We start from the raw sequence: 22,715 nt of genomic DNA, 5'->3' as shown, positions 1-22,715 counted from the left end.
ATCCTCCCCCTGGTTTTATTTAGCGTATTTTGTTATAATTTCTTTTACCTTACCTGGCATTTCCTTTAGAAAATCTTCTACAATCTTGCTGGCAGCCTTTTGCATGGCTGCTTCCACTTCTGGACTGGCAGTATATACTTGCATTCCTTTAGCTTGAATTATTTTTAAAGCTTCTTCTGTTCTTTGTTGAGAATTTTGCCATTGCTTTTCTTCCATTTCTTTAGCTGCCTTTAAAATAGCCTCCTGTTGTTTAGGGGTTAAGGCCTTCCAGTAGTCCAGGTTCATGGTCAGCATATTTAAAGGAAAGGCATAGTTAATATCCATAAAGTAATTTAACACTTCCCAGAAACTACCATTTTTGCTGGACTCAGCACTGGTAAGCACAGAATCAATTACCCCGGTCCTGAGAGAAGAATAGACCTCTCCCCAGGGCATGGACACAGGGCTAGCTCCCAATTCTCTTAAAAATTGAGCGCCATTTTTATCATAGGTCCTGGTTTTAAGGCCTTTAAAGTCTTCCACTGAATTAATCCTGTTTTTGGTTACCAATCCACTGGGTGGCCAGGGGGCTGCATATAAAAACTTTTGATTCCACTTTAAAGCTGCCTTTTCATAATAGGGTTTCAGTTCTTCATAGAGACTTCTAGCTTCCACATAATTTTTTACCAGACGAGGCAAAGAGCTAACTCCAAAAACACTCTCACTGCCTGCAACCACTCCCATTAAAATATCACTTAAAGGCACCTGACCGTCTTTTACTGCCTTAAGTAATTCTGGCCCCTTAAAGCCCAGGCTGCCCCCTGGATGTACCGTGATAAGCACGCTGCCTTCAGAATACTTTTCTACTAACCTGGCAAATTCCATAGCCCCTTGAGTGTGAAAACTGGTTGGCCCATAAATGGCATTACAATCCAGCTTCATCACTTCAGCCCAGGCACTCAAGCTAAAGACCATAACCAAAGCCAAAATACCCACAATTCTGTGCATCTTCATCCTCTCCTCCTCTTTTTTAATTATTAATTATAATTTTCCATATCCTCCACCACCCGGAGTCTCAATGCGAAGGATACAGCCTTTTTCTAAAATACAATTAAACTTAGCTGGCATTTTTTCTGCTTTTCCCTCTCTTATAACCATATTCTGGCCAGGTTTACCTGGCTCTCCGCCGGCAAGTCCATAAGGACCTCTTTTCCTCCTTTCAGAAAGCACACTCACTTCTGCCCTAGAAAGCAACTTTATCTCCCGCACAATTCCATCTCCGCCCTTAAACTTACCCTCTCCCCCAGAATTTTTACGAATAGAATACTCTGTCACCAAAAAGGGATAGCTAAATTCCAGGGCTTCTATGGGCGTATTTAAGGTATTGGTCATGTGAGAATGAACTGCACTTTCTCCATATTGTCTGCTGGAAGCTCCCATACCGCCACCTATGGTTTCATAATAGGCAAAGGGCAGGCCTGTACGCTCATCTATGCCTCCAATGGACACATTGTTCATGGTGCCCTGGCTGGCTGCAGGAATCTTTTCAGGCAAGACCTTAGCTAAGGCGCCCAGAAGCACATCTACTATCCTCTGGGAGGTTTCCACATTTCCTCCTGCCACTGCAGATGGAAAAATGGCATCTACCACACTTCCCTTTTGCGTAAGGACCTTTAAAGGCCTAAGCAATCCAGCATTGGTAGGGATGTCATCTTCAATAAGAGACCTAAAAACATATAAAACCGCAGACAAGGTTATGGAATAAACAGCATTTACACTTCCCTTTACCTGTTTATCACTTTCACTAAAATCAACTATGGCTTCATCACCCTTTATTTTTAATTTTACCTTTATTTTTATATCTTCTCTATCTATACCATCATCATCCAGATAATCTTCAAAAACATATTCACCATCATCAATGTTTTTAATTATATCTCGTAAAATCTTCTCTGAATAATCTAAAAGTCCATTACAATATTTTTTAACCACTTCTATTCCATATTTAGCTACAACTTCTTTGATTCTCTTCACTCCAATCAAATTGGCCATAATTTGAGCTGAAAAATCTCCTTCCCTCTCTATAGGAGTCCTGACATTATTTAAAATAAACTTAAGCAGTTTTTGATCTACCTTTCCTCCTTCCACAATCTTTAGAGGTGGAATAATAACTCCTTCCTGATAAATAGAGGTGGAAAGGGGCATGGAGCCAGAGGACATCCCCCCCACATCAGCATGGTGAGCCCTGTTGGCCACATAAAAGTCAGGAACTTTGCTTTCTGGGGTTAAAAAAACAGGAGCCAGAATGGTAATATCAGGTAAGTGCGTACCACCCTTAAAGGGATCATTTAAAATAACCATGTCTCCTTCAGCAAATTGCTCACTCTCCATAGCACTTTTTACACTAAGAGGCATGGAGCCCAAATGCACCGGAATATGAGCAGCTTGGGCTATCATTTCGCCCTGGGCATTGAAGATAGCACAGGAAAAGTCTCTACGCTCCTTTATATTGGGGCTAAAGGCGGTTCTATTTAAAGTAACCCCCATTTCTTCTGCAATAGAAACAAATCTATTTTTAAAAACCTCTAACAATATGGGATTTAGCTGCATCTTACACCTCATTTAACCAAAATTAGCAAATTTTCATATTCATCCACTTCTACTTCACAATCTGGAGGGACGACAATAGTAGAAGAGTATTCTACAATAATTGCTGGTCCCAACAACTTATTGCCAGGTAACAATTTATCTCGCTCATAGACATAAGTAGATACAGGCAGGCCGTTAAAAATTACTTCCTGTTTAGCATAAATGGCCCTGGCATCCACAGAGGTTCCTACCTTTTCCTTTTGCTTAAACTCTGGTTTGGGCAACTTTCCCCTGCCCCTTAACCTTACATTCACCACTTCTATAAGTTTATCTGGGCTGGCATAACCATAGTTTTTTTCATGTAATCTATGAAATTCCTCTACAAATCCTTCTTTAAAAGGTACCATTATTTCATAGGATTGTCCCTTATAGCGCATGTCCACATAACGCTCCAAAAAGATGTCTTCTCTAGCTATTCCCTCTTCTAAAAGATCAATAACAGCCCTTTCTTCCAGTTCCTGAAAATAGGGTTCAAAATCCTTTAAGGCAAAACTTTCCTGGCAAAACATAATGGTTTGAGAATAGTCCTTAAGCACATCAGCTAACAGCATGCCTACAGCAGATAAAATGCCTGGATGCTTGGGAACCAGCACCCTGGGAATATTCAAGAGTTTAGCCAGAAAAACTGCGTGCATTCCTCCGCCACCACCAAAGGAAAAGAGAGTAAACTCTGAAGGATTGTAACCCCTTTCCACAGAAATAACCCGAATAGCTCTTTCCATATTGGCATTGGCCACGCTTAAAATACCTTCTGCCAGTTCTACAGGAGTTAAGCCACACTCTTTGGCCATAGCTTCAAAAAAAGGTGTCAGGCGCTTCCTGGCCAGAGTCATATTGCCGCCTAAAAACTTCTCTGGAATGAGCCTGCCCAAAAACAAATTGGCATCTGTCACGGTAATCCTTTCTCCCTTGCCATAACAAATGGGGCCAGGGTCTGCTCCAGCACTCTCTGGTCCAACGCGCAAAGAACCACCCACATCTAAGTGGGCAATAGAGCCACCACCTGCTCCTACCGTATGAATATCAATCATGGGTGTCTTTAAAGGAAGGCCTGTTATTTCAGCTTCCATGGTCAAGGGCAATTTACCATCAATCAAACAGACATCAGTGGAAGTCCCTCCCATGTCAAAGGTAATCAACCTCTCAAAACCAGCCAGCCTTCCCAGTTCATAGGCCCCTACAGCCCCACCTGCAGGTCCAGACAATATGGTACGCACTGATTCTCTTCGCGCAGTTCCAGCAGAGATACTTCCGCCATTGGATTGCATAATCCTGAGCTTGGACTCGCCCAGATTTTCTTCAATAAAACTAAGATACCTGGACATCTTGGGAGACACATAGGCATTGATTACAGTGGTAGATAAGCGCTCGTATTCTCTAAATTCAGACAATACCTCTGAAGAAAGGGAGTAAAAAAAGCCTGATTTTTCTAATTTCTCGCCTAAAATCCTTTCATGCAAATTATTTTTAAAAGAAAATAAAAGACAAACTGCCACAGACTCCACATCTGTTTGCTGTAAAGTCTCAATTACTTCCTCCACTTCTGCTTCATCCAGTTCTTCCAAAATACTTCCAGTAAAATCAATCCTGCCTTTTATACCCAGTCTATTGTCTCTTACTACCAAAGGAGGTTCTTTTTTATATTGCAAGTTATATAAGGACTTTCTATTTTGCCTGCCAATTTCAATAATATCTTCAAATCCACGATTGGTAATAAGAGCAGTGGTAGCTCCCTTTCTTTCTAAAAGGGCATTGGTAGCCACTGTAGAGCCATGGGTAATATTTACCCTCTTTTTACCGGCAATAACTTCAATTCCATCTAAAACAGCTTGAGCAGGGTTAGCAGGAGTAGAAAGGGTTTTATACACTTTCCATTCCTTTCCCTCTCTATAAATAAAATCAGTAAAGGTACCACCTGTATCCACACCAATAATAATCATCTATCCTCCTCTAAACCATCTTTTTCAAAAGGCTTAACCCTTCTTGATCATAAAACCTGGAATAAAGATATAGGTTTTGCATATGAATAAAAACATGCTTAAACTTATTAAAAATCACTTTAGGGCAACAAATTAAGTCTGCCTTTAAACAATTTTTACTTTCTAAAATTTCTTCTAGGGAAATAAAGGTTAAATTCTTATAACTTTGTGCCAATTCTTTATATCTGGATTTAAGCCTTAATTTTCTTTGCTCAGAAAAACAAATAATAACTATCCTTGCATCTCTGGAAAACAAACTAAAATCCAGTATTTCTTCTATTCTGGGAGTAACTTTTAAGGGAAAAGAGTCAATATTTTGCTTTTGCAATTGAGGAAGGCAATAATAAGTGGTAATTATTAAGCTCTTATCTTTATCCTGGTGCTTCAAAAAATTTAAAGCGTCTTTTAATAAAAGGGCCTTTACCTTTTTACCCAGATGTTCCTCTAATTCCATCTTGCCCAACCAGAGTTCATCACTATTTCTATCCACAAACAAAATAGCCTTTTCCTGCGCACTCCTCTTGTCTCTAAGCAAACTCACAACAGAGGCTAAAATTTCTTCATCTAAAAACCCTTGCAAATTGTATTTATTCCACAAAGCTTCCACTTCTTCTTTTAACTGCTGAAACCCGGCAAACTTCCTTTCATAAATCTCTGGCAAAACCTTACTGCCCACTCTTTTCTTGGTTTTAATATAACCCTCTTCTTTTAGCTCCTGTAAGACCTTTTTGGCCGTGTTTAAATTTACCTGAAAATTGGCAGCCACTTCCTCTGCCAGCAGCAAATACTCTTCCCCACTTAAAATGCGGTCCAGGAGTAAAAATTTGAGCAAATAGGTTTTATAAAAAACTTTTTCCAACATTTTAATTAGACTAAACCAAATTTTGCTAAAAAGTCAATCAAATATTCTTTTTTACAAAAATGCTAACAAAATTATTTAAAAAATACATTTTTTATTTAAAAAGAATAATCCAATATTCTTTTAACACAAAAAAACACACAATATAGTTCTAACCAGTTGAAATAATATATTATTTAGATAGAGAAAAATAGAGGATTATGGTAGCAGATAAAAACTTAAAAAGGTTTTCAACTTACAGGAAGTTTCCAAGTTTATTAAACCAGGTTCTAAAAAAAATTACTCCCAGCTCAAGTAAAGATTTCAGCCTCTATTTTAGGATAGTTCTCAAAAATAGCTTAAAAGCAGTCAGGTTAACTAGTTGGTCAAGCTCTGAATAGGAGCAGGGATTAAACCGCCTTTTAGGATAAAGTCCTTACTGCCCTGATCCAGCACTTCAATAATAGTGGCTTCCCCTAGCAAACCTCCAAAATAGGCCTTTTCTCCAGCCTTTTTACCTGGCACAGGGATTATTCTGGTGGCAGTGGTTTTACGATTGATAACCCCAATGGCAAGTTCGTCAGCTATGATGGCGGCCAGGGTTTCCACTGAGGTATCTCCAGGAATGGCCACCATATCCAGCCCCACAGAGCATACTGCAGTCATGGCCTCCAGCTTGGCTAAAGAAAGATAACCTCTGGTTACTGCCTGATTGATGTTTAAGTCTTCACTCACAGGAATAAAGGCCCCACTTAATCCCCCAACATAAGAGCTGGCAAAGGAACCGCCTTTTTTTACTGCGTCATTTAACATGGCCAGAAGGGCTGTACTTCCGGGCATGCCTATGGATTTTAAACCCAGGGATTGAAAAATTTCCCCTACACTATCTCCCACATTGGGAGTGGGAGCCAAAGACAAATCCAAGATACCAAACTTTACGCCCAACTCTTTGGCCACTTCCCTGCCTATAAGTTCACCCACCCGGGTAACCTTAAAGGCAGTCTTTTTAATAACCTCAGCTAAAAAGCCCAAGTCAGCTTGGGGATTGGCTTCTAAAGCCCTGTCTATGGCCTTTTTCACCACTCCAGGACCGCTTACGCCTACATTGATTACTGCTTCAGGCTCTCCTATTCCCAGGTAAGCTCCAGCCATAAAAGGAACATCCTGGGGAATATTGGCAAAAACACACATCTTGGCACAGGCAAGCCCATCTTTATCTTTACTTTTCTCAGCAGCTTCTTTGATAATCCGGGCCAAAAGATATACCCCGTCCATGTTAATGCCAGCCTTAGAAGAAGCAGCATTCACTGAAGCACACACTCTTTCTGTACTGCTCAAGGCCTCAGGAATAGCCTCAATTAAGGCCTTGTCTCCTTGAGTCATACCCTTTTCAATTAAGGCCGAAAATCCACCAATAAAATCTATATCCACTTCCCTGGCAATTTTATCCAGGGTCTTGGCAATCTTTACCATCTCTTGGGTCTTAAAACCTGCTCCAGCTACAGCCACAGGACTTATGGCTATACGCTTATTCACCACTGGTACTCCATATTTATCTCCAATTTTATCACATACCTGTACCAGTCTGGCAGCATAACCCACAATTTTTCTGGTTAGTTTCTCCTGAAAAGAAAGCAAGCTATCGCTGCTGCAATCAAAAATGGATATACCCAAAGTAATGGTACGCACATCTAAGTGTTCATTTTTGACCATTTCAAAGGTGGAAAGGACTTCTTTTTCAGAAAACATAAAAACCCCTTTATATCCTGTGGATATTTTCAAAAATATTTTTATGTTGCATGGTGATTTCTAAATTTAACTCTTCGCCAATAATCTGCAAAGATTTCTTTAAAACAGATAAATCCACATTCTCAGGCACCTCTACTTCATAAAACATTACTATTTTATCTGGATAAAGAGGACTTTTATAACTGGCTTTTATATTAAAAATGTTGCAATTATAATCGGCTATAATTTTGCTAATGGCTGCAATTTGTCCTACCTTATCTTCTCCAATAGCAGTAATTACAAAAGGCTCTGTTTTTTCTTCAGTCCAGGAAAAATCAGAAGCTAAAATTTTTAATTTTACGGTTAAATCCTTAGCCTCTAGTTCCTTTTTTATTGTTTCACACAACTCTTCCCACTTATCTGTAAAAGAAAAAATAAAAATAGCTGCAAATTCACTTTGCAGTATGGTTTGAGTTAGTTCTTCGATATTACAATTTAATTTAGCTAAAAGGCCACTTACTGTAGCCACAATACCTGGCTTGTCCTGGCCCAATACAGATAGTACTGCCTTTTGTTTCACCTAAGCTCTCCTTCTTTATCCCTTTAACGCACTTAAAATCTTCTCTATTTCCTTTCGCACCACTTCTAAAAACTTGGGGAAAACAGCTTGTATTTCTTCACTTAACCCCAGGTGCCATTCCAGCTTATAGGGCTCCACGCCCAAGATGGTCAACTCTGGATTTTTACCCAGCATTTCCACCATTTTTAAGGAATCCAAAAGGTCGATATCGTGTAAAGATATGGCCTGGTCTTTATTTTCAAGCAAATCTTCCTTGCACAGGCGATAAATGGTGCCTGGTTCTTGTCCACCTTTGACACAATCCAGAACCAGGATATGGGCATAGTTTTCAAAAAGATAGAATAAATCCTGGGTAAAGGTGCCTCCATCTAAAAAGTCCACCTCTGAAGGCCACTTTTCCTTTTGCAACTCCTGCACAGCAAAAACGCCAATTCCCTCATCTTTAAGTAAAATATTGCCAATTCCCAAAACCAAAAGTTTTTTCATTGTAACACCTATCTTCTCAGGCTTAAAAATAAAGAAGGGCCGAGTATATCGGCCCTTCTGCTAATGGTCAAATTAAAAGACACCAACTGGCTAGTCTACTTTTACCACATGCTTTTCGCCAGTCTCTGCGTGCACAACGTGCACGGCGCAACCCAGTCACGGGTCAAAGGCGCGAATCAAGCGCCCAACATTTACTGGATTTTTGGGATCAGGCACAGGTACGCCAATTAAAGCCTGCTCAATGGGGCCTCTTTGTCCCATGTCATCACGAGGAGAAGCATTCCAGATGGTCGCAGCCACTACTTGATAATTGTCAATAACAGAATCTTTAATCTTGATGTAGTGGAGCAAGCTACCACGAGGAGCTTCGGTAAGGCCCATGCCTTCGCCTTCTTCTGGTACATCTACCTTTACATAGGTTTCAGCCCCAGGCTTTACTTCCATCAGCCACTTTTCCACAGCCATAGCCACTCGATAAGCCTCTTCAGCCCTGGCAATGTGGCGGCCTAAAATGGAGAAGGCCTTATCGCCCAGGTCTCTCATTCTCTTAAAGCCAGCCTTTTGAGCTACTGGGCTAAGTTCTGGGTTGGTAATCCACATTCTGGCCAGAGGACCAGCTTCATGGGGCTTATCATTATAGCGAGGAGCTTTAACAAAGGAATAAGCACCTTCTTTGCCAGGTTTGGGATTGGTTCTACCCTCACTTGGATGCAAGCCAGTATCAGCATCATGGAACCAGGAATAGCGAACATATTCTTTAATCTTTGCAGGATCTAAAGGATAGTCCTTACCATCAGTAAAGACGCCTGGCTTGAGCAAGAATTCAGTTTCTTCGTCGTTTAAGGGGAATACACCATAGGAAATACAGTTCTTCCAGCCAGAGCCAGTTTCCAAAAGATCTGGATATACACTACCAAGGGCATAAACCAAAGGTAGATATTCATTTTCAATAAATTCTTTAACTTTCTTAAATCTCCATAAAAAGCCCACAATCTTATCAGCACTGGGTATTTCTGTAGTACCACCTACTACCATACCCTGAACGTGAGGCATCTTTCCGCCAAAAAGAGCTACCATTTCATGGCAGATGCGTCTAATTTCCAAAGCTTTTAAATACTGATCTACTCCCACAGCATTGGTCTTAGCATCTACTCTAATATCTGGATTCTGATAACGAGGAATAAAGGGAGCTACATCTGGACCCTTTACATAATCCAAAGCAGCTAAATGATAAAAGTGTAAAATATGAGATTGAAGATAGTTAGCTCCAAAAATTAAGTTTCTAACAATACGTCCATTGGTAGTCAGTTTTACATTAAAAGCATCATCTAAAGCTCTAACAGAGGCAGTAGCATGGGCAGTAGGACACACACCACAAATTCTCTGTACTAATTGAGAAGCATCTCTAGGATCTCTTCCCTTTAAAATATTTTCAAAACCACGAAACATGCCGCCAGAACAATGGGCATCTACTACCTTTCCGTCCTTAACCTCTACCTCTACCTTTAAGTGCCCTTCAATCCTGGTTACAGGATCGACAGCTACTTTTATCTTTTTCCCAGGGGCCATAGCTGCTGCTGGCCCTTGTTTTGGTTTACATCCTGCCATAATTTACCTCCCTGTCCTTACATGGCTTCATAAAATGGAGACATATCATCTGGAAAACCAGGCTCTACACAGCCAATACATACTGCATTTTCTACACACCAGTTCACGCCATTATTCCATTTTCTCTTCCAACAATCTGCATTGGCTACAGGACCTTTACAGCCCAACTCATACCTACAGCCCTGTTTTTGAGTAAATACAGGAGACATGGTACCGCTTTCATAATAACCACGATAAGGACAATTTTCATGAATATTAAGGCCATAAAAGAGTTTGGGACGACCATTGTCGTCTAACTCTGGAACTCCATAAAGAAGCACATGCGCAATTGTACCTACCATCCAATCTGGATGGGGAGGACAACCAGGCACATTGACCACAGGAGTGGCAATGCCTTCTTCCTCAAAAATAGCCTTTACCGAGCTGGCCTCAGTAAGGTTGCCTTCTGCACCAGGAATACCTGCATTATAGCAAGCACAGGCTCCCAGGGCCACAGTTGCTGCAGCTTTTTTACCCAACTGGGTAACAAGCTCTAGCATGGTCAATTCCTTACCTTCCATCTCACCCACAATACAGTACATGCCATTGGCAGCCTTGGGGATAGCACCTTCTACAGCCAGGAAAAATTTACCCTTGTACTGCTCAGCAATCTCAAACATGTGCTCCAAAGCAAGCTCGCCCTCAGAAGCCATGACTGTTGGATGATATTCCAGGCTGATAATCTTTAACAACACTTCCTTGATACTGGGATGAACAGTGTTGAGCAAAGAAACAGAACATCCTGTACAACCCTGACCCTGGATCCAAATTACTGGAGTATTTTTAGCTGCTCCTTCCATGGCCTTTAACAGACCAGGATGAAACAACTGAGAAATTCCAAGGCCAGCCATTGTACCAGCACAGAGCTTGACAAAATCACGTCTTTTTAAACTCATACCCTCCTCCTCTGGTTTTTGGCTGACAACTACCCAACCATTTAAAATTTACATTATTTTCTTTTACTTTAATCAAAAATTTGAATAAGTAGCAACAAAAATTTTTTAGACGAATAAAACTATTTTAATCGTTTTACTTTTTATTACTTTTAAGAAAAAAGATGTTCACCTTAAAGGTTGTCAAAAAATTATCTCTTGCTTACTATTTTAAAAAAAGGAGTTCCTATGAAAAAACTTAAAAAACCTCTGCTTATTCTAATTACTATTCTGTCCCTGGGAGTGATAGGATTTTGCTACCTTACTTTTTTTGAAGGCGAAGTACCCCAGATAACCCTTTCTCCCAAGACCACTATGGTGAAAGCTGGGGAAGGGTTTAAGGTAGAAATAAAAGACCAAAAACAGGGTTTAAAAGAAGTGGAAATTTTTCTTTTCCAGCAAAACAACAAGCTGCCCTTACTAAAAAAGCAATTAAACCGGGAAAAAGAATTTTCCTGGCACTTTAATCTACCTCCCAAGTTAAAGGCAGGAGAGTTTACCTTGCACATTCTGGTTAGAGACTATTCCCTGCGCAACCTGGGTAAAGGCAATCTGGCTTCCTTTAAACAAACTTTCACCTATGACCCCAATCCACCGCTTATCTCTTTACTTTCCAGGACTCACTATCTCAATCAAGGGGGAAGTGGATTAATTGTCTTTAAACTAAATGAACCCGTACAAAAAACAGGGGTTCAAATAGGAAACTACTTTTTCCCTGCCTATCAATTTAAAGATAACTATTATTGCCTTTTTGCCTGGCCCTATGACCTAAATACAGACACAGTTCCCGAGCTAATTGCCCAGGACCTTGCCGGTAATATAGCCCAAACAGGCTTTTACTACCATGTAAATGCCAGGAGATTTCCTAAAGATAAAATAAACTTGCCTCTATCTTTTTTAAAAAGAAAAATGCCCTATTTTCAAAAATACTTTCCTCAAGAAACCGACCCCTTACAACTTTTTCTTAAGGTCAACCAAAGCTTACGCCAAGAAAACAGAGTAGAACTAAGAAAAATTGGACAACAGACTTTAACTACTCCAATGCTTGAGGGTTCTTTTCTCCGTCTTCCCAATGCAGCCAGAAGGGCCTCTTTTGCGGAAGAAAGGACCTACTATTTTGAAGGAAAACAAGTAGATAAACAGACCCATCTGGGTTTAGACCTGGCTTCTATTGCCAGGGCCAAGGTACCAGCTGCCAATAAGGGAGTGGTAGTTTTTGCCCAGGAACTGGGTATTTACGGCCAGGTGGTGATTTTGGACCATGGACTGGGCCTACAAACTCTCTATGCCCACTTAAGTGAAATCAAGGTCAAGCCAGGAGAAAAGGTGCAAAAAGGTCAAATAATAGGACGTACTGGCGATACAGGACTAGCTGGCGGAGATCACCTGCACTTTGCAGTACTTATCTCTGGAGTGCCTGTAAATCCTGTGGAGTGGTTTGATGCCAACTGGTTAAAAAACAACATCTATGACCGGCTTTAAGCCTAACAGCCCTCCTGAGAAAGGATAAACTCCAGGAGGGCTATTTTTTTTACAACAACTGGCTTAAATCCTGTATAAGAGCCTGCTCTTTAAGTGCCTTTAGACTTTCTTCCTTACCCAATCCCACTACTTCTTTTTGTTTTATATTTTTTAATTGCCGGGCCCACTTCTGAAGAGTTTCAAGGTTGGTTGCTAATACTTCTTTTTTTAGAAGTTGCCTTTTTCTTCATTTAGTCCTTTCAAGTTATACAACATGGATTCAAAACCCTTGGCATCAGGAAGTTTGTGTTTCTCCAGCTCTCCAATGGCAGCCACGACCAGCTTTTCCAGCTCTTCTGCAGGCAAAAGAAACTGCTTGTCCTGTAAAAGGCTTTCATAAACTTGCAGGGTCCTTAGGTCGTTGGGATCCCTATAGGACACGAAATAAAGGGTTCCGGAAAACACATCTGCCAGGGCAAAGGCTCCATAAGCTCCACCTTCCACTCTAATCTTGTTCCAGAGGTAATTGGCTCGCAAAAACTTGCTAAAAACCAGAAAATCCCCGCCCAGGTAGTCCTCTTCCAGTTTTACGCCCAAACCCAAATAATTTACCTCTGCCGGGACTATAAAGCCTTCGCTTCTGGTTTCTCCCAAAAGCTCTTTAAAATCTCCTCTACCTTTCCCTTCTAAAACTGGAAAAGAAGAGACAAAGTCTTCCACCCTGGAAACTAGGTTTTCCCTATTTCTGGGTAAAGTAATATTTACGACCAATCTAGAGCCAGTTAGGATTTTTTTAGCTAACGACTCATATCTCGCCAATAAGGCGTCTTTATTCTTTTTCAACTGTCCAGTAATATCTTTTAAAGCTTTAAAGTACTCTATCCCTTCCAGCAAATCTTCTAATTTTCCTTTTAAAGAAAACTTACTTTTAAGCCTTTTTAAGACAAATAAATGGCCAGCAGGAATAATCCTTCTTTCCAAAGAAGATTTTTCTTCCAGTAAAATTTCCTCCAGTCTTTTCGGGCTCACAAAATTAAACTGGGTAAAAATCTCTTCTAGCAAATCAAGTAAGTGCTCCAGTTTAGAAGTAAGGACCTTGGAACGGAAAAATAAATAAGCCAGTGGATTTTTAGTGGACAATTCTTCTTCCACCACAATCTCAGGGTGAATTCCTCCTGTATGCGTGTAAAGTTCATTATTTAAGTCCACATAATCCCTTTTCCTGGTACCCATTTCCAGCAAGAGGCGACCCAAAGTAGGAACAAGTAAGAGCTCTTCTTGACTGAGCCCCTGCAGGTTAAACCCCAAATCTAAATAGACAATCTCCTCTCTACCCAAGGGGTGGACAAAAAAGGGAATACCCTGCCTATCTCTTCTCTTTACCTCTATGGATTCGATTTCCTCGGATAAGTCCTCTTTTTTTAACCTGGGAATTTTAGCCAAATCTTCCGGGCTGTCTGCCCGCTGCTGAAAAGCTAAAAGTTCCTGAGTAGTTTTAACTATTTCCGTTAACTTATCCTTAGAAAAACTTTCCTTTAATTGCCTTAGGTTAGCCCTGGTTTCCTGTTCCTTTTGCTCTAGTAAACCCTTTTGAGGCTTTAAAACCACTTTGGTGCGATGTTCATTTTGTAAGAAGTATCTGGCAATTAAACTTTCCCAAAAATTGCCCTCCAATTTCTTCCTCAAGCTAGAAAACACTGGGTCCAGATCCAGTATTTTCTCAAAATCCTCACTGTAAAGCCAGATGCTTAAAGTCCTCAACATCAAGGAAAGCCCCTGGGGATAGCTTCCTGTGTTGTTTTCCCTTAAACTAAATTCTACACTATTAAAGGCAGCTTCCTTAAGTTTTTTATCAATACCTGTAGCCAGCTCTTCTAGGGTACTGGAGATAATTGCTTCTGCTTTGGGAATATCTTGCAATTTGATTCCCTTTAAGCCCAGGGAAAAATACATTTGCCTGAGCTCTGTTTCCAGACCTATACCAGCCAGTCCCTCTCCCAAACCGGATTCAATAAGTTTTTTACGAAGGGGAGAACTGGGAAGGCCAATTAGCATCTCTTCCAGGATTCTAAAGGCCAGATTGGTTTCCACATCTTTGGTTTCTGCAAGCAACCAGTTTAAAGTAAAAGAACCCTTTTCTTCCTCAGAGCTAACTCCATAGGGCACAACTATTTCTTGCAACATTTTTTTAGGCTTTTGTCCGGGAACAGAAGCCAGGACCTGTTGCCAGGAAAATTGCTCCAGGTAGTTTTCCAGAAGCCTGAGCCTTTCTGCTTCCGGGTCATCACCATAAAAATAAATCCAGGCATTGGAAGGATGATAGTATTGTTTATGAAAGGCCAGGAAATCCTCATAGGTGAGCTTTACAATTTCCTCTGGCTTTCCCCCTGCATCAAAACAATAAGGGGTATCAGGAAATAAACTTTGCTGGGAATATTCAGCTAAAAGATTGTCAGGTGAGGAATAAGCTCCTTTCATTTCATTATAAACCACCCCTTTAATTTTTAACTCCTCTTCTAAAGAGCTTAATTCATAATGCCAGCCCTCTTGAGCAAAGGTAAAAGGGTGTAACAAGGGGAAAAATACTGCATCCAGGTAAACATCTACCAGGTTGTAAAAGTCCCTTAAATTGGTACTGGCCACAGGATAACAGGTTTTATCTGGATAGGTCATGGCATTCAAAAAGGTCTGCAAAGAGCTTTTAAGTAGCTCCACAAAAGGCTCTTTTACTGGATACTTTTTAGAACCACAAAGCACAGAATGTTCTAAAATATGGGGAAGTCCTGTATTATTATTAGGAGGGGTTTTAAAACTAATTCCAAAGACTTTATTGGGATCATCAATTTGAATAGATAAAACCCTGGCCTTGGTCTTTTGGTGTAAAAAGTAGTTAATTCTACAATCTTTTTCTTTTAACTCAAAACTCTTTATTAAAGTAAATTTATCCATTTGCTCTCCTCTTCTTTCTTTTTATTTAAACCAGGCAATTAACTACTCAAGAAAATTTGGACTTTCAAATATTTTTCCCTTATAAAAAATCAACTTAAAGCTCTGGGAGTAAAGATGAAAGGAAAAATCCTGGTCACAGGAGGAGCTGGTTATATTGGCTCCCATACTGTACTCACTCTTTTGGAATCAGGCTATGAAGTGGTGGTATACGACAATCTTTCCACTGGCAAGAAAGAGGCAGTCCTGCCACCAGCCAAACTGGTAGCGGGAGACTTAGAGGACCAACTAAAACTGGAAGCCCTTTTTAAAAAAGAAAAATTTACAGGCATTATTCACTTTGCAGCCAGCATTGTGGTGCCTGAATCTGTAGAAAACCCTTTAAAATACTATTTGAACAACACCGTAAACACCACCAGGCTCATCCACACAGCCTTAAAATTTGAAGTAAGCAACTTTATCTTTTCATCCACTGCTGCAGTATACGGCTTACCTGAGCAAATACCTGTACCAGAAACAACTCCTGTAAATCCCATCAATCCCTATGGTCGCAGCAAGGTCATGAGTGAGTGGGTAATTGAAGACACGGCCTTTGCCCATAAGCAGTTTAAATACATTATCCTGCGCTACTTTAATGTTGCTGGAGCAGACCCTCAGGGTAAACTGGGGCAATGTACACCCAGGGCCACTCACTTAATCAAAGTGGCCTGTCAAACTGCCCTGGGCCTAAGAGATAAACTGGAAATTTACGGTACAGACTATCCCACGCCTGATGGCACTGGAGTTAGGGATTATATCCATGTAATGGACCTGGCCAAAGTACATGTCCTGGCCTTAGAACACCTGCAAACCACCAGGCAAGCTGGCATTTATAATTGTGGCTATGGTCATGGCTATAGCGTAAGGGAAATAGTCAGATACGGTAAAAAAAGTAAGCGGTAAAAATTTTAAAGTAGTAGAAAGTGCCAGAAGGCCAGGAGACCCTGCCATCTTAGTAGCTGACCCCACTAAAATCAAAACCAACATGCACTGGCAACCTGAGTGGGATGATATTGAAGAGATAGTTAGAACTGCCTATCTCTGGGAGAAAAAATTAAACAATCTTTAAATTGAGACTTGACTAGGAGCAGCACTTTCTATAAATAGAGATTTCCTCGTGGGGCTGTAGCTCAGTTGGGAGAGCACTTGAATGGCATTCAAGGGGTCAGGGGTTCAAGTCCCCTCAGCTCCACCAAAAAAGAAAAAAGGGATTATGAAATTCATAATCCCTTTTTTATTTTTTTCTCCAAACACTCAAAACAAAAAAAGCCCTGTAAAAACAGGGCTTTTTTTGTTAGTTTTCCCTTTTAACCATTTAGTTTTTTAACCTGTCCATAATTTGCTTTAACTCCATGGCCAGTTTAGCCAGCTCTGTAATGGCTTGATTACTTTGAGCCATGGTGTCAGCAATCTCTCTGGAGAATTTATTAATTTCTTCCATGGAATGAGAAATCTGCTCAGAAGCTGCTGATTGCTCTTCTGAGGCTGTGGCAATATTGCGTACCTGATCTGAAGTAGTTTCTACAATCTCAACAATACTTTCCAGGGCCTGTCCAGATTCCTGGGCCTTCTTGGTACTATCTTCCACTGCTTGAACTGTGCCCAGGGTTTCTTCCAGGTTAACCTTAGCACTCTTTTGAATCTCCTCTACAAACTGGGCCACTTCCTTGGTAGCAGACATGGTTTTTTCTGCCAGTTTTCTCACCTCATCTGCAACCACGGCAAAGCCTCTTCCTGCATCTCCAGCCCTGGCTGCTTCAATGGCAGCATTTAAAGCCAGCAAATTGGTCTGATCTGCAATGTCTTCAATAGTGGTGATAATTTTGCCAATGCCTTCAGCTTGTTTACCCATCTTTTGCATGGAATCCATCAAGACCTTGGCCTTCTCCTTTACTCCTTCAATTAAGGCAATAACCTCTTTTACTACCTCCTGCCCCAAAACAGCCTTATTCTTGGCTTCATCAGCCAGATTGGCAGCATTGGAAGCATTTTTAGCCACTTCCAGGACTGAGGCATTCATCTGCTCCATGGCCGTAGCTGCTTCTGAAACCATGCGCTGCTGCTTACCAGTACCCTCAGTTACTTCTTCTATTTGAGCAGCAAGTTCATCTGAGGCTGAAGAAAGCTGCTGTGCTACTTCCAGAGCATCCTTGGCTGCCTTAGCAATATTCTGGTTTTGTTTTTCTATTTCTTGTTGTTGTAATTTCAGGGCAGTTAAATCCGTAACCATAACAAAAGCACCTATTACTTTTCCATCCAAATCCTTAAGAGGTGCTGCATCCAGCCGCAGGAAATAGTGCCTGCCCTCCCTGTTGGTAAGTTCCCTTTCCAGGTTGGTAATGGCTTGACCTGTTCTAAGCACTTCGCCAGTTAGAGTTTTTTGGTTTTTATTGTTATAGAAAAATTCAGCCACATCCTGGCCTAAAAAATCCTCTGGTTTCCCTTTTAGCCCCAATAAATCCAGCATTTCCTGATTAACAAAGACCACTTTTTGCTCAGTGTCACTTACCAGTAAAGGAGAGGTAATACCAGTTAAAATTCCCCTGGAAAACCCAAGTTCCCTTTTTAAAACCCCAACCATTTGTCCCAGGTTATTGGCCAGATCTCCCAATTCATCCTTTCGGGCAAGGTTAAAGGACAGGCTATAATCACCCTTAGCAATTTTCTTACTATCCGCAGCTATCTCTTCTATGGGTTTTAAGACATTGGAGCGTAAAAAGAGGTTGATGCCTGCCACCAAAACCACCAGCGCTCCCAGGCAAATCAAGGCAATTACTCCTGTCTGTTGTTTTATATTCTTTAAGACAGGAGTAACATCTTGAAAAATTACCAAACTACCTAAAACTTTTTGACTTCTTCCATGGCAGTGATAGCAATTAGGCCCATTAAAAATGGGCTTTAAACTTACAAAGTAAAAATTTTTCTCCAGGTTTAATAAACTTTTTTCGGTTATCTTCTCCCCCACAAAAGTGGCTTTTAAGTCTTTTGCAATCTTTTTTCCCCACTTGCTTTCCAGAAGGGACTGGCCTTCCTCTTCTGCTAAAGTGGAGTAAGTAGCTATGCCCCTAAAATCAGTCAAAAATACCACCAGATCTTTATGTGTTTCTGCTATACTGGCAAATTCAGCCCTGGTTCCTTCATCATCACCAATTTGCATAAGGCGATAAATTGCTGTTTCTAAAGTCTGGGATAGTTTGGAGACATCTCCCTGTAAAAGGTTTAAAACAACCTTACGCTCCAAAAAGTTCATTATACCTAAAAGCAAACTAAAAACTACTACAGCAATGAGAGTTACCAACAGTCCAGTCTTCAAGCGAAGACTGGAGCTAATCCTTTCCCACATAATAGGTAAACTCCTTTTTGGTGTTTATTGGGTTAGTGCACTCCACCATAAAGCAAGGGCTTAAAGTTAAAGGCTTGTACTCTTTCATTGGTATGACAGGAGGTACAATTTTCTATAGACAAACTACCCTTGCCCTTAATCAATTCTGGGTCACCTCCAGCCTCTATATGCTCCTGCCCCGGGCCATGACAGGTTTCACAACCCACATCACTAAACTGAGGCGTTTTTTCTATGGAAACAAAACCACCCTTACCATAGCCTGTGGTATGGCAGGAAAAACACTCTTTTTTTCTTCTTCCTTTAATTTGGGAAACATCTTGGCTATATGCTCATAGCTTTTGGCTTTTTTCGAAAATTTGACAAAATTATTATATTCTGTCTCATGACACTCCTGACAGGCTTTAGACCCCACAAACCCCTGGGCAAAAACCAACAAAGGAAAACCCAGGACCAACACCCCTAACAAAATAATTTTTTTCATATATGCCCTCCTCAAAATCAACTTGCTTTTTTATTTTCTCTTAAAAGCATTAAAAATACAAACAAGTCAACCAGTTATTTTTGTTCCTTACTTGTAGAAACCCTTTCGGTTAAATTTAAGTTTTCTTTAATCTCTATATTCCCCTGTTATCCCTTGAAAAAAATTTTTCAAGCACTATGGATAAAAATAAATAGTTTTATCCAAAACAAAAGGAGGTTAGACTTATGGAGAAGATAAGGATTGCCATTGTGGGTTTAGGAAACTGTGCTAGCTCTCTTATCCAGGGTATTTATTATTATAGGGATAAAACTCCAGAATCAGCCATTGGGCTTATGCACTGGGAAATAGGAGGGTACAAACCTTCAGACATAGAAGTGGTTGCAGCCTTTGACATAGATAAACGTAAAGTGGGCAAAGACGTCAATGAGGCTATCTTTGCTCTGCCCAACTGCACCACTGTGTTTTGCCCCAACCTTCCCCCAAGTGGAGTAAAGGTAAGCATGGGCAAAGTGCTGGATGGCTTTTCCGAGCATATGCGAGAGTATGAAGAAAAATACACCTTTGTTTTAAGTGAAGAACCAGAACCAGGTGAAGAAGAGGTAATAGCCATACTTAAAAAGAGTAAGGCCGAAATGCTGTTAAATTACTTGCCAGTAGGCTCAGAAGAAGCCACTCGTTTTTACGCCAGGTGTGCCTTAAAAGCAGGTATAGGCTTTATCAATAACATGCCTGTTTTCATTGCTAGCGACCCCACCTGGGCCAACCAATTTGCCCAAGCAGGCCTACCTATCATTGGTGATGACATCAAAGCCCAGCTGGGTGCCACCATTACCCATCGTACTTTAACTGATCTTTTTCGCAAAAGAGGGGTGAAACTGGAAAGGACCTATCAACTAAATACTGGCGGCAATACTGACTTTTTAAACATGCTCAACAGACACCGCCTTAAATCCAAGAAAATATCCAAAACCGAGGCTGTTCAAGCTGTGGCTGGCATCAGGTTAGACCCAGAAAACATTCACATTGGTCCCAGTGATTACGTGCCCTGGCAAAAGGACAATAAAGTTTGTTTCCTGCGCATGGAAGGTAAACTTTTTGGCGATGTGCCCATGAACCTGGAGTTAAGGCTTTCCGTAGAAGACTCCCCCAATTCTGCAGGCTGTGCCATTGATGCCATAAGGCTCTTAAAACTGGCTCTACAAAGGGGCATAAAGGGGCCACTTTATGGACCCAGTGCCTATCTGATGAAACATCCTCCCAAGCAGTTTACAGATGAAGAGGCCTTTAATTTAGTAGAAAAGTTTATAGCTTCAGGTTTTAACGAAGTATAAGTCTTAAATAAGGATTTTTTAGCTCAGATAAAAACTTGCAAGTTTTTTAGTTTTTGCTTAGGGAAAATCGTTTCTAACACACACGTTTCCCAAAAACTCTTGGGTGCTCCCTCTTTAAGGAGAGAGTTTTTGGAAACGGAGGAATTAACCCAAGGAGGTATTTTTTATGGCTTATGTTACTATGAAACAACTTTTAGAAACCGGTGTACACTTTGGACACCAGACAAAACGCTGGAACCCCAAAATGAAACCCTACATTTTTAGGGCTAGAAAGGGAATCCACATCATTGATCTACAACAAACAGTAAAAATGTTTCAAATTGCCCACGACTTCATTGTAGATCAAGTAGCTCAAGGCAAGAAGGTCCTTTTTGTTGGCACCAAAAGACAGGCCAAGGAAATCATTAAAGAAGAAGCTGAGCGCTGCCAGATGCCTTATGTAATCCATCGCTGGCTGGGTGGTACTTTGACCAACTTTCAAACCATCAAAAAGAGTATTGCCAGGTTAAAAGAACTGGAACAAATGTTTGAAGATGGAAGTATCAATCGCTTTCCTAAAAAGGAGATCATCAAAAAACAAAAGGACCTGGAAAAACTAGAAAAAAACCTGGGCGGAATTAAAAACATGGAAGATATCCCAGGAGTAGCCTTTATTATTGACCCCAAAAATGAAGAAATCGCTGTAAAGGAATGCATTAAATTGGGCATTCCCACTGTAGCAATTGTGGACACCAATTGTGATCCTGATGTGGTGGACTATGTTATCCCAGGCAATGATGATGCCATTCGAGCCATAAAGCTTTTTGTTGCCAGCATTGCTGATGCCTGCTTACAAGGCTTGGCTAAAAGTGAAGAAAGAGAATCCTTAGAAGAGCAAGAAGAACAAACTAGCCCAGAAGAAACTGAGAAGGAGGAAGAATAAAATGGCAATCAGTGCACAACAGGTAAAAGAACTTAGAGAAAAGACTGGCGCAGGCATGATGGATTGTAAAAAGGCTTTGGAAGCCAGTGGTGGAGATACAGAAAAGGCCATGGCCTGGTTAAGAGAAAAAGGTTTAGCCAAAGCTCAAAAAAGAGCTGGAAAAACTACTGCTGAAGGCTGGATTGGCTCTTATATCCACTCCAATGGTAAAATCGGGGTTATGGTAGAGATTAAGTGCGAAACAGATTTTGTAGCCAAAAGTGAACGCTTTCAAGAACTGGCTAAAGATATCGCCATGCAGATTGCAGCTACCAATCCCTTGTGTCTCACACCCGAAGAGATTCCACAGGATATCCTGGCCAAAGAAAAAGAAATCTACCTCAATCAAGCCAAAGAAGAAGGAAAACCAGAGCATATTGCTGAAAAGATAGTGGAAGGACGTCTAAAAAAATACTATAAAGAAGTATGTCTTTTAGAGCAGCCTTTTATCAAGGATGATTCCAAAACCATTGCTGACCTTATCAATGAAACAGTAGCTGTATTGGGTGAAAATATTCAAATAGGACGCTTTGTGCGTTTGGCTTTGGGAGAAGAAAAATAAAAAAAGTTAAAAGGGCCTTGAACAGGCCCTTTTTTTTAACTTAAATTTTTGAGGACCAGAAATGAAGTTTAAACGTATTCTGCTCAAATTAAGCGGAGAAGCTCTGGCTGGCCCAGAAAACTTTGGAATAGATCCCCTTACTATTACTGAAATCTGTAAGGAAATAGCAGAAGTAGCTAAAACTGGCGTAGAAATAGCCCTGGTAATAGGCGGAGGTAATATTTTTAGGGGAGTTTCTGCCTCTTCTAAAGGTATGGACAGGGCGTCTGCCGATTATATGGGCATGCTAGCCACAGTCATGAATGCCCTGGCAGTACAAGATGCCCTGGAAAAACAGGGGGTACAGACCCGAGTTATGACCGCCATTACCATGCGAGAAGTGGCCGAGCCCTATATTCGACGCAGGGCAATTCGCCACCTGGAAAAAGGTAGAATAGTTATCTGTGCGGCTGGAACAGGCAACCCTTACTTTACCACAGATACTGCTGCGGCCCTAAGGGCTATGGAGCTTAAAGCTGAAGCTATTTTAAAAGCTACCAAGGTAGATGGGGTATATGACAAAGACCCTGTGCAATACCCTGATGCTACAAAATTCTCCTCTTTAAGCTATATAGAGGTCTTACAACGCAGATTAAAAGTAATGGATTCCACAGCCATTTCCATGTGCATGGACAACAATTTGCCCATTGTGGTTTTTAATTTATTTGAAAAGGGCAACATTTTTAAAGTTTGTTCAGGAGAGATAGTAGGCACTATTGTGCAAGGAGGTTAAA

19 protein-coding genes and 1 tRNA gene are annotated in these 22,715 nt (G+C 40.8%); 7 read left to right on the top strand and 13 right to left on the bottom strand.

The features are described 5' to 3' along the window. Nucleotides 1-15 precede the first annotated feature (15 nt). The 9 genes from ACZ42F_RS11695 to hysB form a co-directional block, all read right to left on the bottom strand. Nucleotides 16-993, bottom strand: coding sequence for a TRAP transporter substrate-binding protein (locus ACZ42F_RS11695; RefSeq protein WP_029968814.1), 978 nt, complete (start codon nucleotides 991-993; stop codon nucleotides 16-18). A gap of 27 nt (nucleotides 994-1,020) precedes the next feature. After that, complete coding sequence (locus ACZ42F_RS11690) at nucleotides 1,021-2,589, bottom strand: hydantoinase B/oxoprolinase family protein (protein ID WP_029968804.1); 1,569 nt, start codon at nucleotides 2,587-2,589, stop codon at nucleotides 1,021-1,023. Between the two features lie 8 nt (nucleotides 2,590-2,597). Continuing rightward, nucleotides 2,598-4,568 carry a hydantoinase/oxoprolinase family protein gene (locus ACZ42F_RS11685; protein WP_464279114.1) on the bottom strand — a complete coding sequence of 657 codons (1,971 nt, stop codon included), beginning with the start codon at nucleotides 4,566-4,568 and terminating at the stop codon, nucleotides 2,598-2,600. 10 nt (nucleotides 4,569-4,578) lie between these two features. After that, the gene (locus ACZ42F_RS11680; RefSeq protein ID WP_029968800.1) at nucleotides 4,579-5,469 is read right to left on the bottom strand and encodes a GntR family transcriptional regulator; all 891 of its coding nucleotides are present in this window, start codon (nucleotides 5,467-5,469) and stop codon (nucleotides 4,579-4,581) included. Nucleotides 5,470-5,823: 354 nt separating this feature from the next. Next, nucleotides 5,824-7,194: a DUF711 family protein gene (locus ACZ42F_RS11675; RefSeq protein ID WP_464279113.1), complete on the bottom strand. Its 1,371-nt coding sequence runs from the start codon at nucleotides 7,192-7,194 to the stop codon at nucleotides 5,824-5,826. 10 nt (nucleotides 7,195-7,204) lie between these two features. After that, nucleotides 7,205-7,753 (bottom strand): glycine cleavage system transcriptional repressor, encoded by a 549-nt coding sequence (locus tag ACZ42F_RS11670; RefSeq protein WP_029968796.1) that lies wholly within the window; start codon nucleotides 7,751-7,753, stop codon nucleotides 7,205-7,207. A gap of 15 nt (nucleotides 7,754-7,768) precedes the next feature. Next, the gene (hysD, locus tag ACZ42F_RS11665; protein WP_464279112.1) at nucleotides 7,769-8,239 is read right to left on the bottom strand and encodes a NiFeSe hydrogenase maturation protease; all 471 of its coding nucleotides are present in this window, start codon (nucleotides 8,237-8,239) and stop codon (nucleotides 7,769-7,771) included. A 90-nt stretch (nucleotides 8,240-8,329) separates the two neighbouring features. Beyond that, nucleotides 8,330-9,808, bottom strand: a complete 1,479-nt coding sequence (gene hysA, locus ACZ42F_RS11660; protein ID WP_464280263.1) for a NiFeSe hydrogenase large subunit HysA — start codon at nucleotides 9,806-9,808, stop codon at nucleotides 8,330-8,332. Nucleotides 9,809-9,864: 56 nt separating this feature from the next. Then, nucleotides 9,865-10,782, bottom strand: a complete 918-nt coding sequence (hysB, locus tag ACZ42F_RS11655; RefSeq protein WP_029968790.1) for a NiFeSe hydrogenase small subunit — start codon at nucleotides 10,780-10,782, stop codon at nucleotides 9,865-9,867. Nucleotides 10,783-11,007: 225 nt separating this feature from the next. On the opposite strand from hysB, the gene ACZ42F_RS11650 reads away from it, so the two are divergent. After that, nucleotides 11,008-12,300, top strand: coding sequence for a M23 family metallopeptidase (locus ACZ42F_RS11650; RefSeq protein WP_029968783.1), 1,293 nt, complete (start codon nucleotides 11,008-11,010; stop codon nucleotides 12,298-12,300). A 207-nt stretch (nucleotides 12,301-12,507) separates the two neighbouring features. On the opposite strand, the gene ACZ42F_RS11645 is transcribed toward ACZ42F_RS11650, so the two are convergent. Beyond that, nucleotides 12,508-15,228 (bottom strand): insulinase family protein, encoded by a 2,721-nt coding sequence (locus tag ACZ42F_RS11645; RefSeq protein WP_464279111.1) that lies wholly within the window; start codon nucleotides 15,226-15,228, stop codon nucleotides 12,508-12,510. A 114-nt stretch (nucleotides 15,229-15,342) separates the two neighbouring features. Here ACZ42F_RS11645 and galE point away from each other — a divergent pair, with 114 nt between their 5' ends. Both galE and ACZ42F_RS11635 read left to right on the top strand, forming a co-directional pair. Beyond that, the gene (galE, locus tag ACZ42F_RS11640; RefSeq protein ID WP_464279110.1) at nucleotides 15,343-16,167 is read left to right on the top strand and encodes a UDP-glucose 4-epimerase GalE; all 825 of its coding nucleotides are present in this window, start codon (nucleotides 15,343-15,345) and stop codon (nucleotides 16,165-16,167) included. Between the two features lie 216 nt (nucleotides 16,168-16,383). Next, nucleotides 16,384-16,459: transfer RNA gene (locus ACZ42F_RS11635), tRNA-Ala, on the top strand. A 120-nt stretch (nucleotides 16,460-16,579) separates the two neighbouring features. Here ACZ42F_RS11635 and ACZ42F_RS11630 read toward each other — a convergent pair. Genes ACZ42F_RS11630 through ACZ42F_RS11620 form a run of 3 tightly spaced genes read right to left on the bottom strand, consistent with a single transcriptional unit; the run spans nucleotide 16,580 to nucleotide 19,088 of the window. Next, entirely contained in the window at nucleotides 16,580-18,607 is a 2,028-nt protein-coding gene (locus ACZ42F_RS11630; RefSeq protein ID WP_464279109.1) for a methyl-accepting chemotaxis protein, read from the bottom strand. A 32-nt stretch (nucleotides 18,608-18,639) separates the two neighbouring features. After that, entirely contained in the window at nucleotides 18,640-18,912 is a 273-nt protein-coding gene (locus ACZ42F_RS11625) for a multiheme c-type cytochrome (RefSeq protein WP_464280262.1), read from the bottom strand. Next, on the bottom strand, nucleotides 18,837-19,088 hold the full coding sequence (locus tag ACZ42F_RS11620; RefSeq protein WP_464279108.1) for a multiheme c-type cytochrome: 252 nt from the start codon (nucleotides 19,086-19,088) through the stop codon (nucleotides 18,837-18,839). Before ACZ42F_RS11620 ends, ACZ42F_RS11625 begins: the two co-directional genes overlap by 76 nt. Nucleotides 19,089-19,312: 224 nt before the next feature. Between ACZ42F_RS11620 and ACZ42F_RS11615 the strand changes: the two genes are divergently transcribed. From ACZ42F_RS11615 to pyrH, 4 genes are all read left to right on the top strand, one after another. Beyond that, entirely contained in the window at nucleotides 19,313-20,419 is a 1,107-nt protein-coding gene (locus ACZ42F_RS11615) for an inositol-3-phosphate synthase (RefSeq protein WP_464279107.1), read from the top strand. Between the two features lie 166 nt (nucleotides 20,420-20,585). Next, nucleotides 20,586-21,341, top strand: coding sequence for a 30S ribosomal protein S2 (gene rpsB / locus ACZ42F_RS11610; protein ID WP_464279106.1), 756 nt, complete (start codon nucleotides 20,586-20,588; stop codon nucleotides 21,339-21,341). Between the two features lies 1 nt (nucleotide 21,342). Continuing rightward, nucleotides 21,343-21,942, top strand: coding sequence for a translation elongation factor Ts (gene tsf, locus ACZ42F_RS11605; RefSeq protein WP_464279105.1), 600 nt, complete (start codon nucleotides 21,343-21,345; stop codon nucleotides 21,940-21,942). Nucleotides 21,943-22,003: 61 nt separating this feature from the next. After that, nucleotides 22,004-22,714: a UMP kinase gene (gene pyrH, locus ACZ42F_RS11600; protein WP_464279104.1), complete on the top strand. Its 711-nt coding sequence runs from the start codon at nucleotides 22,004-22,006 to the stop codon at nucleotides 22,712-22,714. The last annotated feature ends 1 nt before the right edge of the window (nucleotide 22,715 follow it).

Source organism: Desulfonauticus autotrophicus (assembly GCF_055381725.1).
The sequence above is the reverse complement of the archived record's forward strand: the minus strand, read 5'-3'. Positions and strand labels throughout refer to the sequence as shown.

What these genes read in the sequence shown, in the direction of transcription:
- ACZ42F_RS11695 (WP_029968814.1), bottom strand. Translation starts at nt 993, where the DNA reads ATGAAGATGCACAGAATTGTGGGTATTTTGGCTTTGGTTATGGTCTTT.
- ACZ42F_RS11690 (WP_029968804.1), bottom strand. Translation starts at nt 2,589, where the DNA reads ATGCAGCTAAATCCCATATTGTTAGAGGTTTTTAAAAATAGATTTGTT.
- ACZ42F_RS11685 (WP_464279114.1), bottom strand. Translation starts at nt 4,568, where the DNA reads ATGATTATTATTGGTGTGGATACAGGTGGTACCTTTACTGATTTTATT.
- ACZ42F_RS11680 (WP_029968800.1), bottom strand. Translation starts at nt 5,469, where the DNA reads ATGTTGGAAAAAGTTTTTTATAAAACCTATTTGCTCAAATTTTTACTC.
- ACZ42F_RS11675 (WP_464279113.1), bottom strand. Translation starts at nt 7,194, where the DNA reads ATGTTTTCTGAAAAAGAAGTCCTTTCCACCTTTGAAATGGTCAAAAAT.
- hysD (WP_464279112.1), bottom strand. Translation starts at nt 8,239, where the DNA reads ATGAAAAAACTTTTGGTTTTGGGAATTGGCAATATTTTACTTAAAGAT.
- hysB (WP_029968790.1), bottom strand. Translation starts at nt 10,782, where the DNA reads ATGAGTTTAAAAAGACGTGATTTTGTCAAGCTCTGTGCTGGTACAATG.
- ACZ42F_RS11650 (WP_029968783.1), top strand. Translation starts at nt 11,008, where the DNA reads ATGAAAAAACTTAAAAAACCTCTGCTTATTCTAATTACTATTCTGTCC.
- ACZ42F_RS11645 (WP_464279111.1), bottom strand. Translation starts at nt 15,228, where the DNA reads ATGGATAAATTTACTTTAATAAAGAGTTTTGAGTTAAAAGAAAAAGAT.
- galE (WP_464279110.1), top strand. Translation starts at nt 15,343, where the DNA reads ATGAAAGGAAAAATCCTGGTCACAGGAGGAGCTGGTTATATTGGCTCC.
- ACZ42F_RS11630 (WP_464279109.1), bottom strand. Translation starts at nt 18,607, where the DNA reads ATGTGGGAAAGGATTAGCTCCAGTCTTCGCTTGAAGACTGGACTGTTG.
- ACZ42F_RS11620 (WP_464279108.1), bottom strand. Translation starts at nt 19,088, where the DNA reads ATGAAAAAAATTATTTTGTTAGGGGTGTTGGTCCTGGGTTTTCCTTTG.
- ACZ42F_RS11615 (WP_464279107.1), top strand. Translation starts at nt 19,313, where the DNA reads ATGGAGAAGATAAGGATTGCCATTGTGGGTTTAGGAAACTGTGCTAGC.
- rpsB (WP_464279106.1), top strand. Translation starts at nt 20,586, where the DNA reads ATGGCTTATGTTACTATGAAACAACTTTTAGAAACCGGTGTACACTTT.
- tsf (WP_464279105.1), top strand. Translation starts at nt 21,343, where the DNA reads ATGGCAATCAGTGCACAACAGGTAAAAGAACTTAGAGAAAAGACTGGC.
- pyrH (WP_464279104.1), top strand. Translation starts at nt 22,004, where the DNA reads ATGAAGTTTAAACGTATTCTGCTCAAATTAAGCGGAGAAGCTCTGGCT.